This window comes from Rhizobium sp. KNZ14-9A (assembly GCF_056755015.1).
On sequence record NZ_JBPGXB010000002.1, the window covers coordinates 1,046,716 to 1,061,554 of the forward strand.

Genomic DNA, 14,839 nt, shown 5'->3' on the forward strand with positions numbered 1-14,839 from the left:
AAAGCCCGTAGCACGGGTCCGCAACAGACAAATATGTCCTCGCAGAACAGTTCGGCTCCCGGTGGAGCAAAGCCCGGCGAGCTGGTTCCGTCGCGCTATGCGCTTGATATCGGCGACATCGAGGTGATGGTGGTCAGCGATGGGGTTCTGCCGCTGCCAACCGCGATGTTGGGACACAACGCCGACCCGAAGGTGCGGGCCGGCTGGCTGGGCGACATGTTCCTGCCGCCGGACGCTTTCGACTGGTCGCTGAACGTGGTCGTGGTGCGTAGCGGCGCACAGACCATCCTCGTCGATGCGGGGCTCGGGATCGACCCGGACTTGAACCTGCCGCGGGCCGGACAGTTGATCAAGCGACTGGAGGCCGCAGGCATCGATCTTGGTTCCGTGACCGACGTTGTGCTGACCCACATGCACATGGACCATGTTGGCGGGCTGCTCGTCGAAGGGGTGAAGGAACGGCTGCGTCCGGACCTGCGCATCCATGTGGCCGCCGCCGAGGTCAAATTCTGGGAGGTGCCCGATTTCTCTCACGTCTCCATGCCGCCGGGCTTTCCGGACGCGCTTCGGGCAGCCGCCAAGCGGTTCGCCAAGGAGTACCAAAACCAGCTGCGGCTGTTCGATGAAGAATACGAGGTGGCGCCGGGTGTCGTCGTCTCCCGCACCGGTGGCCATACCCCCGGGCATAGCGTGGTCCGCGTGGCCTCCGGCGGCGACAAGCTGATGTTTGCCGGCGACGCCGTATTCGCGGTGGGCTTCGAACATCCCGACTGGTTCAACGGTTTCGAACACGACCCCGAAGAAGCGGTCCGCGTTCGGATCCGACTTCTGCGCGAACTGGCGGCGACCGGCGAACTGTTGGTGGCCACGCACCTGCCGTTCCCGTCCATCGGCCATGTGGCGGTCGACGGCGAAGCCTTTCGCTGGGTGCCGATCTTCTGGGATTATTGACGGGGTCGTGTCACGCCGCACCAGGCTGAGCGTGGCTCATATCCGTCTCAATCAGCGAGGCCCGGCGAATGCCTGGGCCTCGTTTCATTTTGGCGGCCGTATGCCGCTGGAGCCGTTCCGGGGCAGGAGCGCCCGCCTGGCATGACCTCACTTTGCCGGCTCGAAGCGAAGTATGCCGGCGACCCTCGCCTTGGTGCCGGAATCGGAGGGGTGGGAGACGCCATCCATGACCTGCACCTCCGGAAAGTCGAAGGGGCTGATACCCTCGATGCAGGCGACATTGATGCCGAACTGGTTCGGATTCGAGCGGCGCTGGTGATGGGTATAGATGCCGCAGGTCTTGCAGAAATAATGCTTCGCCGTGCGGGTATTGAATTGATAGAGCGTCAGGTTGTCTTCGCCCTCTACGAACTCGATATCCGCAAGCTCAGCCGAGACGGCGATTGCGCCGCGCATGCGGCAGTAGGAGCAGGTGCAGCGGCGGATCGTGTTGAATTCGTCCGCCAACCGGAGCCGGAATTTGACGCGGCCGCAGTGGCAGGCCGCATTATGCTCATGTCTCTCGTCGCTCATGATCCGCTTGTCTCTCTCAATGAAATCCCAAACTAGGCCCAGCGCTCGCAGAAGGCTTCGATATCGCTGGACTGAAAATCGGCGAGCCGTGCCATGATGGTCTCGAATGGCCAGTCCCACCAAGCGATCGCGACAAGTTTTTCCGCAACGTTTCGCGAGAAGCGCTCGCGCAGGAACCTGGCGGGAACGCCGGCGACGATCGTATAGGGCGCAACGTCCTTGGTCACCACCGCGCCTGCCGCGAGCACGGCGCCGTCTCCAACCGTCACACCCGGAAGCACGATGACGCCATGGCCGATCCAGACGTCATTGCCGATGATGGCGCGGTCCGCCTTTCGTTCGGCGAAGAAGGAGTGATCGCGCGCGGCGTCTGCGGAGTAATATTCCGCGCAATAGGTGAAGCGGTGCATCGACGGGCGGTCCATCGGGTGATTGGGTGCGCCGATCCTGACTTCCGCGGCGATGGCGCAGAATTTCCCGATCGAGGCATCGCCGACGATGCAGCGCTGCCCGAGATAGGAATAATCCCCGAGTTCGACCGTGTGCAGAGAGGTATTCTCAAGGATCTCGCAGCATTTGCCGACGCTGGAATCCCTCAGGTTTGCCGTCGGGTGGATGACGGTCTCGGCGATCTTTGGGCGGTTCGGCTGGGTGGTCGAGTCCATGGGCAGTCTCCGGATTTCGGTCTGCCTAATCGGGAACGGTGAAGGATATGTGACGCCAGGAGCGGCGAAGGATCGGGGCAGGTTTGGCAGTGCGCCTCAAAGCTTGGTCTGCTTCGGGCCGACAGGTGTCAGAGCGCAGCGATACGCCATGCCAAAGGCGGTCATTCATCCGTCCCCTTTGCGACAAAACTCTATGAATTTGGCAAAATCCGCGCATATTCATCCAACGGTATGATACGCCGCCGGAGCAATCACTGCTGTGGATCGAAAGCTCGCAGCCATCCTTTCCGCCGATGTTGCCGGTTTCAGCCGCCTTACGGCGCTGGACGAGGAGGGCACGGTTCGTGCTCTCAACGCGTGCCTCAGCCAGATCGCCGAAATAGTGGGCGAGCATGACGGCCGCATCTTCGGCACTGCGGGTGACGGGTTTGTCGCCGAGTTCGCAAGCGCTGTTCAGGCTATCCGGTGCTCGGTCGAAATCCAGCGACGCCTCTCGAGCAATCCAAAAGACATCCCCGGGGATCGCCGCCTGGAGTTCCGCATCGGCGTCAATCTGGGTGACGTCATTGTGTCGGGTGACGATCTGCTCGGCGACGGCGTCAATATCGCCGCGCGCCTGCAGGAGATGGCGCCGCCGGCAGGCATATGCATTTCCGGGTCGGTACGCGAGCATCTCTATGGCAAGGTGCCGTTCACGCTGACGAGCCTTGGCGAACGCTCTATGAAGAATATCCCGAGGCCGATTTCCGTCTTTCGGGTCGACTGGCAGGAGGCGGCTGAAAGCGGGGAGGCCGGGCCAGGGCTAACGCCGTCACTTGCGCCGCGCTTCGGCAGAGACCAGCCGTCGATCGTCGTCATGCCCTTCGACAATCTCAGCGGTCAGGGCGATGAGTATTTCGTTGATGGGGTCGTGGAGGAAATCACCGCGGCGCTCTCGCGCGTTCGGGAGTTCTTCGTCATCGCGCGCCAGTCCGCCTTCACCTACAAGGGACGCTTCGTCGACGTGCGTGACCTCGGACGGGAACTCGGCGTCAACTACGTGGTCCAGGGTACGGTTCGGCGCGGAGGAGAGCGGCTGCGGATATCCGTGCAGCTGGTCGATACCGAGACGCGCATGCAGTTCTGGTCAGAGCGTTATGAGGGCGCGGCCGAGGACATATTCGAGCTTCAGGACAGGATCGCGGCTCAGGTGACCGGCGCCATCCATCCGGCCATCCAGAGTGCCGAAACCGAGCTGTCGAAGCGCAAGCCGCCCAGCAGCCTGCGCGCCTATGATCTCGTCATGCGCGCCTACCCGTATCTCTGGGGCCAGAGCAAGGCGACGAACGAGCGGGCAATACCGCTGCTTCTGGATGCCATCGCGATCGACCCTGCTTACGGCCGCGCCCACGCATTTCTGGCATGGTGCTACGCCCAGCACCTTGGCTACATCTGGACCGAGGAACCGGAGCGGGATCTGGAGCGGGCTTTAAAATCTGTCGAAGCCGCAGTGGGCTCCATCGATGATGATCCGACCGCCCTGACCGCCGTCGGCGGGGCACTCAGCCATTGCGGCGATCAGGAGCGGGCGGCGGCCTATCTTGAACGGGCGCTGGCGCTCGACCCGAACAATGCCTGGGCATGGGCGCGCTATGGCTGGGTTGCAAGCTACAAGGGCGAGACTGGCGCTACGGAGCGGTTCGAACGGGCGCTGACGCTGAGCCCGGCGGATCCGCTTGCGTTCAACATGCGCATGGGCATGGCCCTGTCGCTCGCCATGGCCGGCTCCCTTTCGCAGGCCGTCGCAATTGCCCGGGAGGTCGTCAACAAACATCCCGATGTGACCTGGTGCTACCGGATGATGGCGGCCTGGGCGGCGATGAGCGGTGACGTGAAGACGGCCCGGTGGGCTGCGGGCAAGCTCATGGAGATCGAGCCGCATTTTACGATAGAGCGTTATTTGTCGAGGCCTGTGTTTCGGGGGGTGCCGCAATGGGCGGCCCAGACCGCCGAGGGTTTGCGACAGGCGGGCTTGCCTGAGCGCTGAGGGTGTTTTCGATCTTGCGGGAAACCGATGGGACGGGAGCGGACTTCGCGCCTCGTCCACGATCCGCCGGAAGCGACATCGTGTCCCTAGGCGTCGCTACTTTCGGTCATTGCCAGCGACACCGAATGACTTATGTTTCGTCGCTGTATTTTCGTTCGAAAGCGGGAATGTTTCATGTGCCGCGCATTGCTCCGCCTGCCATTCGCCGCCTTCCTTTTTCTTCTCGGCTGGACGGCCGCTCATGCCGATGAAGTTCTGACTTACAAGTGGCAGGGCGTGGACCGCACGGCGATCCTGCATATTCCCAAGGGAGCGGAAGGACACCCCGCACCGCTTGTCATCGTGATGTATGGGTCAGACGACAAGGCCGCCAACTTCCAGAAAAACAGCGGATTTGATGCTGTCGCTGACAGCGAGAACTTCATCACCCTTTATCCGGAAGCGATCGACGGCGCCTGGAATATCAAAAACAGGAAGCCTGTCATCAATGGCGAGCCGGTTGATGACATCGGCTTTTTCCGCACCATGATCGACGATCTGGTGAGCCGGAAGATTGCCGACGGCACAAGGGTCTATGCCACGGGCTTCTCGTTCGGCGCGCTGATGACTTATACGCTGGCCTGCGCGCTTCCTGACAGGATATCAGCGATTGCTCCCGTCGCCAGCGCGATAAACGAAGCGCAGGTCGAAGACTGCAAGCCCGGCCACACCATGCCGGTCATGATGGTGAACGGCACTGATGATGACGTGCAGCGCTACGATGGTTATATCCGCTCCTTCGGCAGGCTGCTTTCCGTTCCGGAGACAACGGAATATTGGCGCCGGATCGACGGCTGCACCGGGGAAAATGCCACGGCGCTGCCGCATCTCGACCCGCATGACCTGACCCGCGCCAGCCTGGTTCAATGGTCCGGATGCCAGGCCGATACGGGGGTTCAGTTGTATCGTATCGAAAACGGAGGCCATTGCTGGCCCCGTCTCGCCAAGTCCGATACCAGCTCCGGTCATGATGATCCGGTAGATGGACCCCGTTTCGGCGGATGCAGCAACGATATCGAGACAGCGGTTGAGGTGTGGAACTTCTTCAGGGAGTTTCACCGTTGATGATCGAGACATTCACAACGGGTTCTCGTGCTCATCAGAACCAGCGGCACCGCGATCGCGTAGAGGGCGATCACCGAGAGCCAGATACCGCCCGGCCAGTTCTGTCGCGTCACGAAATAGAGGGATGAAAAGCCGAGCGGCGCGATGATGGAGGCGAGGGAGACGGTGGAGGCGAGCACGCCCTGCAGTTCACCTTGGCGGTCGGGCTCGACCGTGCGGGTGGCGAGCGCCTGGAAGGCGGGATTGCCGATGCCGACGAGGGTGAAGACCGGCATGATGGCGAAGATCATCCAGCCCTGGTTGGCCAGTGCCATCACGAGGAGGGCGATCGCGGCGGCGGCGATGCCTGTCATGACCGACCAGCGCTCGCCGAGCAGGCGGGTTGCCGGCCCCGGCAGGAAGGCTTGGCAGAGGGTCTGGCAGATGCCGAAGGCGCCGAGCGACAGGCCGATCCAGAATCCGTTCCAGCCGAAAGTGTCAAAGCCCCAGAGCGCCCAGCAGGTGCCGTAGGATTCGCCGGCGGCGCTGAAGACGAAATAGACCAGCACGATGGGCAGAAGTCCTTTCATCGAGACGATCCATTTCAGCGGCCGCAGCGGGTTCAGCGTGGCGAGATCGATCTTCTGGCGAGACGGTGTGCAAGATTCAAGTGTGCGGGATTCTGGCAGGACGAAGAGGGCAAGCAGCAGATTGCAGGCGTTGAGTACGGCGGCGGCGATGAAGGGCAGGCGCAGCCAGTAATCGCCGAGCAACCCGCCAAGGACCGGGCCGATGATGAAGCCGGCGCCGAACATGGCGTTGAACAGGCCGAAGCGGCGCGCGCGCTGATCCGCAGGTGAAATATCGGTGATGTAGGCGGAGGCGACCGACATATTGGCGCTGGTGAGGCCGGCGATGGCGCGGCCGATCAGCAGCAGAGTGAGGGATGGCGCAAAGGCCATGATGGCGTAATTGATCGCGGCACCGGCAAGCGAGATCAGCAGCACGGGGCGCCGGCCGATCGTGTCGCTGAGCGCGCCGAGCACGGGGGCGAAGACGAACTGCATGGCGGCATAGAGCGCCGTCATGAGGCCGACATAGAAGGCGATGTCCTGCGTCTGGGTCACGTCCTGAAGAAGGTGGGGCAGGATGGGGAAGATCAGCCCAATGCCGACGGCATCGAGGCAGATGGCGGTGAAGATGACGACGAGCGGTTTGTTCATGCCAGATTTGTTCATGGGGGAGCTCATGGAGAAATGACGAGTTTGCCGGTGACACGGCCGGCGGCGCTGACGATCTGTGCTTCGGCCGTCTTCTCCAGCGGAAAGGCTTGCTCGATACGCAGGCGGAAAAGGCCCTTGGAATAGAGCCGGGCCACATCGGCCAGGATCCGTTCCGGCTCTTTCGGCGGGCCGTGCGAGAATTTCGCGCCGTACTCCTCGGCCGAGAAATCGGCGACGGAGAGAACGTGAGCGGGATCGCCTGTGATCGCGATCAGTTCGGGGATGATACCGGAGCCGGCGACGTCGATTGCCGCGTCGATGCTATCGGGCGCAAGCTGCCGCACCCGCTCAGCGAGGCCGGGCCCGTAGGCCGTCGGGATGGCGCCGAGTTCCCTGAGGTAATCGTGTTTCTGCGGGCTGGCGGTGCCGATGACGGTGATGCCCCTGATGCGGGCAAGCTGGAGGATGGCGGAGCCGATGCCGCCTGCGGCACCGCTGACCAGCAACGTCTCTCCGGCTTTGACGCAGAGTTCGTCGAGGCTGCGCCATGCCGTCTCCGATATGACGGGGATGGCGCCGGCTATCTCGAAGGGCAGGTCATCCGGCTTGTGGACCCAGTGCGTGAGGACGGCATGTTCGGCCATCGTGCCGTTGCCATAACCGAAGACGGCATCGCCGACATAGGTATTGGAGACATCGGGGCCGACCTCATCGACGATGCCGGAGGCTTCGACGCCGAGGGCTGCGGGAAAGTGCACCTCCTCGAAGGCGCGATATTGCCCTTCGCGGCGCTTCCAGTCGGACGGGTTGACGCCGGCGGCGCGTACCGCGATCCGCACTTCGCGGGGGCCGGGATGCGGTGCCTCGATCTCGACGAATTCGAGGACTTCAGGGCCGCCATAGCGGCTGAATTGAATAGCTTTCAAGTGTTTGTCCTTTCGGGGCGGCGGATGCAGGGCACAGCTATTCCGTTCGCGGTCACGAGCACGGCCGCGCGCCTCCACGGGAACAGGTTTAACGGATTTATGCTGTACTTCATCCAAATATGTACTGAGTACAGTAATAGGATCTCGGACACTCGCTGTCAAGATTGATGTACTCAGTACATAAATCCTGCTATTGAGAGCGCCATGCCGAAGCCATCAGATAAAACACCCTCAGCCCCTTCAGATGTGGAAGTCTCGGATTCGGGGCCGCTGGACCGGCGATCCCGCAAGCGCCTCGCCACGCGGCGCGCCATCTCGCTTGCCGCCGACCGGCTGTTTTTCGAGCGCGGTTTCGAGAATGTGACGGTCGACGAGATCGCTGCCGCTGCCGATGTCGGGCGGATGACCGTGTTCAACCACTTCCCGCGCAAGGAGGACATGTTCTTCGATCGCGACGAGGAGGCGCGCGAGACCCTGCGCGAAGCGCTGCGGCAGCGCGACAGCAGCGTTTCTCCCATCGAGACACTACGCTTGCTCGCGCATCAACTCGTCAGGCAGCAGACGCCTTATTTGTTATTTTCCACCGCCAGCCAGGGTTTCATAGAGACCGTGGAGAACAGCGAAACGCTGAAGGCGAGGGCGCGGGCGATCCGCGACGAGATCGCTCGGGAATTGGCGGTGGCGCTCGCCGAATCCGTGGGCCAAGACCCCGCTGATACGACCGCCAAGCTCGCGGCCGCGATGCTGCTGGCGAGTTGGAGTGTGGCCTTCGTCGAGGCGCACCGGACTTTTCGGCAGGGGCGGGATACGGTGAAGGCGAAGGCTGTCTTTCTCGCGCTCGTCGATCAGGGGAGTGCAGGTGTGAAGGCGGCCATGGCGGGCACGGCTTACGCCTGATTCTGCTCGAATAAAAATGGGTGCTCCACGTCTGCGGGGGAGCGTCCTTGTCCTGTGAGCTCGGCTCAACCGACGTCGATACCAAGCGCAAGTCTGTTTTCAGGTGAAGCCGCCGCATCAAGGTCTTGACCGGTCGCGTCAGAAATTTTCGACACTACCTTGTATAAACAGATAGCTTGTTATATCTAATCTTTAAAGCAGAGGTATCCATGACCAACTCGATCCAAGTTCAATTGCGGAAAGGCGCCCTCGACCTATGCGTACTGGCCGTGCTTTCACGCGGTGAGAGCTATGGCTACGAAATCGCCAGCACACTGGTCGATGCCGTGGGCATGGGGGAAGGCACGATCTATCCGCTGATGCGCCGGATGCAGAATGACGGCCTGGTGGCCACCCGTATCGTCGAGTTCGAGCAGCGGGCCGCCGCGCAAATATTACCGGCTGACGCCGCTCGGCCAGACGATATTCGAAGCTCATCGCCGTGACTGGCGCTCCTTCGCTGACGCAGTCGATAAACTTCTCGAGGATTTGCCATGACGAAGGATGCCTTCTTACGCACGCTGAGACTGGGACTTGCGGGTCTGCCGCCTCAGGAGATCGAAGAGATCGTCGGCGATTACGCCGCCCATTTTGCCGAATCCAATGCCTCTGGCCGCAGCGAGGAGGAGGTCGCGGCTGCGTTGGGCGATCCGGCCAGAACTGCCAGGGAATTGCGCGCCGACGCCGGACTGCGCCGTTTCGAAGCGCAGTGGAGCCTGTCGAACCTTGCGGCGGCCGCGATGGCGCTCGCCGGCCTTGCGATCGTCGACATTCTTTTCCTGCTGCCGTTGCTGATCGTCACCATTGCGGTTGCGACCGGCCTTGCAATCGGGCTGGCAGTCCTCGGCGCAGTCGGTGTGAAGATCATCTTCACCACATTGCTGTTCCAGTTCGGTGAACCAGTGACGGCAGTCGTAGCGCGCCTGTTTATCGGCGCCGGGCTTTTGAGCTGCCTGCTGGGTGGCGGTGCGTTGCTGCTGATGGGACTGGGCGCGGGCATACGCGTGCTTGGCCACTATGCCCGGCTACACTTCCGCCTGGCTCAGGTGGATCAGGGCCGCGTTTGAACATTCATCACAGTGTGTGAGGGAACTGGACAATGATCGGAAAATTGGCATTCGTCGCCACGGCGGGAACGATTGGTGCAGCCGTCTTTTTGGCGCTGGGTATCGGACTTTCCGGCCGGGATTGGACCGATGCAAGGGAATTGTGGAATGCGACGCAGTCCACGTGCGGATCGGCCGCCTCCATCCGGCAGAAGATTGCGTTGCCGCTGACCGCAGGCGACGGCTTGACGATCGATTTGCCGGCTTCGGTGCGCTATCAGCCCGGAGATACGGCGGAAGCTGTCGTGAGCGGCGATCCAACGCTTCTCGACCATGTGCGGCTGGAGGGCAGCAGGCTGAGCCTGGATTGTGATCCGGGCTGGTTTGCGTCCGGACTCGATGTCAGCGTGTCGGGACCGGCGATTACCGATTGGAAATTGCTCGGCAGTGGCGACCTGACCTTATCGCAGATCAATCAGCCTCAACTGCGGCTGAGCATCCGCGGAAGCGGCAGCGTTGCCGCGACTGGAGCCGCCGATACGGTCGGCGTGGATATTTCCGGTTCGGGAGCGGCGCGGCTCAAGGATCTGACCGCCAAGTCCGCACAGATCCTGATCCGCGGCAGTGGCGACGCGCAAATGACCGCAAAGGCGGATGCGGATATCTCGATATTCGGAAGTGGCAATGTCGAACTGTCCGGTAACCCAACCATTCGACGTTCGGAGATAAGAGGCAGCGGCCGCATCGTGCAAGCACCGTGACAAGCGTGGCCTGATGGTACGGCCCTCCCGCCCATCGGCCGGAATCAAAAGGGCGCTCAACCCCTGCGGGGAGCGCCCTTGTCCTGTGAACTCGAACGCGGCTCGACCAACGTCGATACCAAGCGCAAGTCCGTTTTCAGGTGAAGCCGGGATATGATACGCGGCGAGGCGGATTGCAAGGGGCGAAAGCTGGAATCTCCGATATTTCCTGCTTGCGTGTATCGCTGCAACAATCAGCTGGGGGCCGGCGAGTGCCGCGGCTCTGGCGCTGAGCGAGCGGCCGCGGAAATCGGCGGATCGTTCACACGGTGGTCGTTCAGCCGCAGCACTTGGCGGCGCTGGTCGGAGCGCAGCAGGAGGTCGATTGGCTTTGTTCGGCGAGCCACCGATCGCGCGGCTTGCAGCTCGCCGGCCGCGGTGAAAGCTCGACATGGACGGCGCCGGCGCGAAGCGTCGGCATTGCCGCGCAATAGAGCTGCATCGGCTGAACGCCATCGCTGACTTCGAATGTCAGCTTGGCCGAATCATCAAGCTTCACATGCTCGGTGACCTTGCGGATGATCGCATGGAATTTGCCGGCCGGCATATGCGTGCGGTCGTCTTCTTCGATATCCCAAAGCTGAATGAAGATCTCGCTCCAGGCTTCCGGATTGGCGCCGCAGTCGAGCGCCGAGAACTGCCCGGCCTTGACTTCGGTCACATGATAGCCGGGCTTCACCGGGCGGCCATCATAGTAAAAAACCAGCGGTGAATCCTTGGCGCCGGAGAGGGTGCTCATGAGCTCGCCGAGGGCGATATCGTCCTTCTGCATTTTGCTGTTGTCGATCGCGTTCATCTGCGTTATTCCTCGTTTCAATTATTCAAGGATTGTTGAAATATGGATCAACGTCAAGCCCTGATCGCATTCGGCGCACTGTCGCAGGAGACGCGACTGCACATCATCCGCATGCTTGTCGTCGCCGGCCCTGACGGCATGGCGGCCGGCGCGATTGCGGAAAAGCTCGAGGTGTCGCCGTCGAATGTGTCCTTCCATCTGAAGGAACTGGAACGCTCCGGCCTGATCGCGCAGCAGCGGGAATCCCGCTCGATCATCTACACGGCGAATTATGAAGCGCTCGGCGGCCTTATCCGCTTCTTGATGGAAGACTGCTGCTCCGGTCATCCGGAGATCTGTGCGCCTGCCGCTGAGGTCGCGGCCTGCTGCACCCCTAAAACGGAGGAGAAACTGCAATGAACACTGACCGCGTCTACAACGTGCTCTTTCTCTGCACGGGTAATTCCGCTCGCTCGATCCTGGCGGAGTCCATCCTGAACACGGAAGGCAAAGGCCGCTTTAGGGCTTATTCGGCCGGCAGCCAGCCGAAGGGCGAGGTCAATCCGCATGCGCTGAAGGAGCTTGAAGCGCTGGGTTATCCTGCAACGGGCTTCCGCTCGAAAAGCTGGGATGAATTCGCCGAAGCGGGTGCGCCGGAGATGGATTTCATTTTCACGGTCTGCGACAGTGCCGCCGGCGAGGCCTGCCCGGTGTGGATCGGCCATCCGATGACCGCCCATTGGGGCGTCGAGGATCCGGCCGCCGTAGAAGGCAGCGAAGTGGAAATAGGCCGTGCCTTCGCACAGGCCGCCCGTTTCCTCAAGAACCGCATCATGTCCTTCATCAGCCTGCCGCTCGCCTCGATCGACAAGCTCGCGCTGGAATCGCACCTGCACCAGATCGGTTCGATGGAAGGCGCCAGCATCAAGCAGCCCAGGGCGAGCTGATGGGTTTCGATTTGAATCAGCAGCCCTTGGAAGGCCATGACGAAAGCCTGCGCGCCGCACTTTCCGGCGCCGGACTTCCGGTCGATGATCTCACAGATGCCGGCCGCAGCTTCTATCGGTTTTCGCGTGATGGCGAGACGATCGGCTTCGGCGGGCTGGAACTCTATGGCGAGGCGGCACTTCTGCGATCCATCGTCGTGCTGTCCGATCGGCAAGGCTTCGGTTTCGGCCATGCGATCACGCTCCGCCTGCTCGATGAGGCTCACAGGAAGGGCGCAGATGCCGTCTATCTGCTGACGGAATCAGCCGCCCCTTTCTTTCAATCGCTCGGCTTTCGTCCGATCGCCCGCAATGAAGCGCCGACCGCCATCCTGACGACGCGCCAGGCCGCAAGCCTGTGCCCGGCATCCGCCGCCCTGATGGTCCGGAGCCTGGCGGAATGAGTGCGGTATTTCCTCTGTCGCGGCGGTTGGTCGCCGAAGCGCTCGGCACGCTGTTGCTCGTGGCAACCGTCGTCGGTTCCGGCATTATGGCCGATAGCCTGACGGACGATACGGCACTTGCGCTGCTCGGCAATACGCTGGCAACGGGGGCAATGCTCGTCGTGCTGATCAACGTTCTCGGCCCGATCTCCGGCGCGCATTTCAACCCTGTTGTTTCGATGGTCTTCGCGCTCCGGCGTGAACTGCCAGCCTCGTCGCTTCCGGCCTACATCATCGCCCAGATCGCCGGCGGCGTTGCTGGCACGATGCTTGCGCATGGCATGTTCGCACTGCCCTTGCTGCAGGCTTCGGAAACCGTACGATCAGGTGGGGCGCAATGGCTTTCCGAAGCGACGGCAACCTTCGGCCTCGTCTTCGTCATCCTCGCGGGCATTCGCTTTCGCGCCGATGCCGTGGCATGGCTGGTCGGCCTCTATATCACCGCTGCCTACTGGTTCACCGCTTCCACCAGCTTTGCCAATCCGGCAGTCGCGATTGCCCGATCGCTGACGCACACGTTTTCCGGCATCCGCCCGATCGATCTGCCGGGCTTCATCATCGCCGAAGTCCTCGGCGCATTGCTGGCGCTGATGCTCGCGGGATGGCTGCTGATGGACGCCCGCAATCCTGAGACCCTCACCAAGACGGAATCCGCCTCATGACTATTGATGTTACGATCTATCACAACCCGGAATGCGGCACCTCGCGCAACACGCTGGCGATGATCCGCAATGCGGGCATCGAACCATCGGTCATCGAATATCTGCAAAACCCGCCGTCGCGCGAACAGCTAATCAAGATGATTGCGGATGCCGGTTTGAGCGTCCGCGATGCGATCCGCGAAAAGGGCACGCCCTATGCCGAGCTCGGCCTCGACAGTTCTGATCTGACGGACGAGCAACTGCTCGATGCGATGCTGAAAGACCCGATCCTGATCAATCGCCCCTTTGTCATCACGCCGCTCGGCACGCGCCTCGCGCGGCCTTCGGAAGTGGTTCTGGACATTCTGCCCGATACGCATAAAGGCCCGTTCACCAAGGAAGACGGCGAGCAGGTTCTCGATGCTGATGGTAAGCGCCTTGTCTGAGCGCGTGCCGGTCTCTGCCATTATCGCACTCGGCATTACCCAGATCATCGGCTACGGCACCCTCTATTACAGTTTCAGCATTCTTGCTTCCGATATGGCCGCTACGTTCGGCTGGTCGAACGAATGGATTTTCGGGGCGCTTTCGGTGGCACTTTTGACCGGCGGCCTGACGGCGCCGTGGCTCGGCGTGCTGATCGACAGGATCGGGGCAGGGCGGGTGATGGCATCGGGCTCGGCCGTTGCCGCGCTCGCGCTCTTTGCCTGCGCCTATGCGCCCGGCAAGGCATCCTATGTCGCGGCCCTTATCGCCATCGAGGTTGCCGCCAATTTCGTGCAGTATGGGGCTGCCTTCGCGCTGCTCGTGCAGCTCAGGCCGCGGGTCGCCTCGCGTAGCATCACTTATCTGACGCTGATTGCCGGTTTCGCCTCGACGATCTTCTGGCCGGTTACCACGGCGCTGCATGCCGCCCTTTCATGGCAGAATGTCTATCTGGTCTTTGCTGCCCTCAACATGGTCGTCTGCGTGCCCCTTCATGCGTGGCTTTCGCGCGGTGCGGCCGAGCGGCTGGCAACGGCATCAACAGCTGCGCCGCATGTGGAAGGCATTCTGCCGCCGCCGCGCCGCCGCCTTGGATTCTGCCTGATGGTCACGGGCTTTTCGCTGATGTCGCTTGTCGGTTCGGCGATGCTGGTGCATATGGTGCCGCTCTTGTCAGGACTAGGGCTCGGCGGCACCGCGGCGCTGGTGGGCACCTTGTTCGGCCCCTCGCAGGTCGGTAGCCGGCTGATCAATATGATCTTCGGCAAGGGGCTGCCTGCACTCTCGCTGGCGCTGATTTCGGCAGTGCTGATCCCCGGCGGCGTGCTGGTGCTTCTGCTGACGGCACCATCAGTGGCGGGCGCGATGCTCTTTGCCGTCATTTTCGGCATGGGCAACGGCCTTCTCAGCATCGTCACCGGCACGCTGCCGCTGCAGCTTTTCGGCAGTGATGGCTACGGCAAGCTGCAGGGCAAGATGATGGCGGCGCGGCTGATCCTTTCCGCACTCGCTCCCTTCGTCCTGGCCTTCGGCATGGCAAATATCGGCATTGCGCCATCGCTCGGCATCACTGCTGCCCTCGGAGGGCTCTCCATTATTGCCTTTCTTCTCATCGCAGCAGCGCGGTAGCGGCATCTGCCGAACACCACCTCTTTGTGATCACGGCAGTCGCAATCCTCCCATTATGCTTTGGCATGCCACTCGATGCCCTGCTATTGTCCGTCGTCAATGCGTTGATCCTGACATGTAGATCAGGGCTGAGAACGATGCTCCATCTCTT

At 61.9% G+C, this 14,839-nt stretch carries 17 protein-coding genes and 1 pseudogene; 13 read left to right on the forward strand and 5 right to left on the reverse strand.

The window, feature by feature from the left end; genetic code table 11:
- Nucleotides 1–33: 33 nt before the first annotated feature.
- A complete protein-coding gene (locus ACR9ZQ_RS11365; protein ID WP_481429296.1) occupies nt 34–951 on the forward strand; it encodes an MBL fold metallo-hydrolase in 918 nt (305 codons plus the stop codon).
- A 147-nt stretch (nt 952–1,098) separates the two neighbouring features.
- Here the strand turns inward: ACR9ZQ_RS11365 and ACR9ZQ_RS11370 are convergent, their stop codons facing one another.
- Together ACR9ZQ_RS11370 and ACR9ZQ_RS11375 are read right to left on the reverse strand one after the other, a co-directional pair.
- Nucleotides 1,099–1,524, reverse strand: a complete 426-nt coding sequence (locus ACR9ZQ_RS11370) for a GFA family protein (RefSeq protein WP_113323955.1) — start codon at nt 1,522–1,524, stop codon at nt 1,099–1,101.
- 32 nt (nt 1,525–1,556) lie between these two features.
- Nucleotides 1,557–2,189: a DapH/DapD/GlmU-related protein gene (locus tag ACR9ZQ_RS11375; RefSeq protein ID WP_481427814.1), complete on the reverse strand. Its 633-nt coding sequence runs from the start codon at nt 2,187–2,189 to the stop codon at nt 1,557–1,559.
- A gap of 259 nt (nt 2,190–2,448) precedes the next feature.
- Between ACR9ZQ_RS11375 and ACR9ZQ_RS11380 the strand changes: the two genes are divergently transcribed.
- Nucleotides 2,449–4,215, forward strand: coding sequence for an adenylate/guanylate cyclase domain-containing protein (locus ACR9ZQ_RS11380; RefSeq protein WP_481427815.1), 1,767 nt, complete (start codon nt 2,449–2,451; stop codon nt 4,213–4,215).
- Nucleotides 4,216–4,389: 174 nt separating this feature from the next.
- Entirely contained in the window at nt 4,390–5,319 is a 930-nt protein-coding gene (locus ACR9ZQ_RS11385) for a CE1 family esterase (RefSeq protein WP_310386668.1), read from the forward strand.
- On the opposite strand, the gene ACR9ZQ_RS11390 is transcribed toward ACR9ZQ_RS11385, so the two are convergent.
- Nucleotides 5,310–6,521 carry a TCR/Tet family MFS transporter gene (locus ACR9ZQ_RS11390; RefSeq protein ID WP_481429297.1) on the reverse strand — a complete coding sequence of 404 codons (1,212 nt, stop codon included), beginning with the start codon at nt 6,519–6,521 and terminating at the stop codon, nt 5,310–5,312. The genes ACR9ZQ_RS11385 and ACR9ZQ_RS11390 overlap by 10 nt on opposite strands.
- A 23-nt stretch (nt 6,522–6,544) precedes the next feature.
- Entirely contained in the window at nt 6,545–7,447 is a 903-nt protein-coding gene (locus ACR9ZQ_RS11395) for an NADP-dependent oxidoreductase (protein ID WP_481427816.1), read from the reverse strand.
- 204 nt (nt 7,448–7,651) lie between these two features.
- Here ACR9ZQ_RS11395 and ACR9ZQ_RS11400 point away from each other — a divergent pair, with 204 nt between their 5' ends.
- The 4 genes and pseudogenes from ACR9ZQ_RS11400 to ACR9ZQ_RS11415 all read left to right on the forward strand — a co-directional run bounded on the left by ACR9ZQ_RS11400 (nt 7,652) and on the right by ACR9ZQ_RS11415 (nt 10,190).
- A complete protein-coding gene (locus ACR9ZQ_RS11400) occupies nt 7,652–8,344 on the forward strand; it encodes a TetR/AcrR family transcriptional regulator (RefSeq protein ID WP_481427817.1) in 693 nt (230 codons plus the stop codon).
- A gap of 209 nt (nt 8,345–8,553) precedes the next feature.
- A pseudogene (locus tag ACR9ZQ_RS11405) lies at nt 8,554–8,881 on the forward strand (PadR family transcriptional regulator).
- The gene (locus ACR9ZQ_RS11410; RefSeq protein WP_481427818.1) at nt 8,878–9,450 is read left to right on the forward strand and encodes a DUF1700 domain-containing protein; all 573 of its coding nucleotides are present in this window, start codon (nt 8,878–8,880) and stop codon (nt 9,448–9,450) included. The pseudogene ACR9ZQ_RS11405 and the gene ACR9ZQ_RS11410 overlap by 4 nt, the downstream one beginning before the upstream one ends.
- A gap of 32 nt (nt 9,451–9,482) precedes the next feature.
- Nucleotides 9,483–10,190, forward strand: coding sequence for a GIN domain-containing protein (locus ACR9ZQ_RS11415; protein WP_481427819.1), 708 nt, complete (start codon nt 9,483–9,485; stop codon nt 10,188–10,190).
- Between the two features lie 316 nt (nt 10,191–10,506).
- Here ACR9ZQ_RS11415 and ACR9ZQ_RS11420 read toward each other — a convergent pair whose 3' ends face one another.
- Nucleotides 10,507–11,025 (reverse strand): DUF6428 family protein, encoded by a 519-nt coding sequence (locus ACR9ZQ_RS11420; protein WP_481427820.1) that lies wholly within the window; start codon nt 11,023–11,025, stop codon nt 10,507–10,509.
- Nucleotides 11,026–11,067: 42 nt separating this feature from the next.
- Here ACR9ZQ_RS11420 and ACR9ZQ_RS11425 point away from each other — a divergent pair, with 42 nt between their 5' ends.
- From ACR9ZQ_RS11425 to arsK, 6 genes are read left to right on the forward strand one after another with little or no spacing between them, the layout of a single operon-like run.
- Entirely contained in the window at nt 11,068–11,424 is a 357-nt protein-coding gene (locus ACR9ZQ_RS11425) for an ArsR/SmtB family transcription factor (RefSeq protein ID WP_481427821.1), read from the forward strand.
- The gene (locus ACR9ZQ_RS11430) at nt 11,421–11,951 is read left to right on the forward strand and encodes an arsenate reductase ArsC (RefSeq protein ID WP_481427822.1); all 531 of its coding nucleotides are present in this window, start codon (nt 11,421–11,423) and stop codon (nt 11,949–11,951) included. The genes ACR9ZQ_RS11425 and ACR9ZQ_RS11430 overlap by 4 nt, the downstream gene beginning before the upstream one ends.
- Nucleotides 11,951–12,394 (forward strand): arsenic resistance N-acetyltransferase ArsN2, encoded by a 444-nt coding sequence (gene arsN2, locus ACR9ZQ_RS11435; RefSeq protein ID WP_481427823.1) that lies wholly within the window; start codon nt 11,951–11,953, stop codon nt 12,392–12,394. The genes ACR9ZQ_RS11430 and arsN2 overlap by 1 nt, the downstream gene beginning before the upstream one ends.
- Nucleotides 12,391–13,095, forward strand: coding sequence for an aquaporin (locus ACR9ZQ_RS11440; protein ID WP_481427824.1), 705 nt, complete (start codon nt 12,391–12,393; stop codon nt 13,093–13,095). Before arsN2 ends, ACR9ZQ_RS11440 begins: the two co-directional genes overlap by 4 nt.
- On the forward strand, nt 13,092–13,520 hold the full coding sequence (gene arsC / locus ACR9ZQ_RS11445) for an arsenate reductase (glutaredoxin) (RefSeq protein ID WP_481427825.1): 429 nt from the start codon (nt 13,092–13,094) through the stop codon (nt 13,518–13,520). The genes ACR9ZQ_RS11440 and arsC overlap by 4 nt, the downstream gene beginning before the upstream one ends.
- Nucleotides 13,495–14,688 (forward strand): arsenite efflux MFS transporter ArsK, encoded by a 1,194-nt coding sequence (gene arsK / locus ACR9ZQ_RS11450; RefSeq protein WP_481427826.1) that lies wholly within the window; start codon nt 13,495–13,497, stop codon nt 14,686–14,688. The genes arsC and arsK overlap by 26 nt, the downstream gene beginning before the upstream one ends.
- Nucleotides 14,689–14,839: the final 151 nt, after the last annotated feature.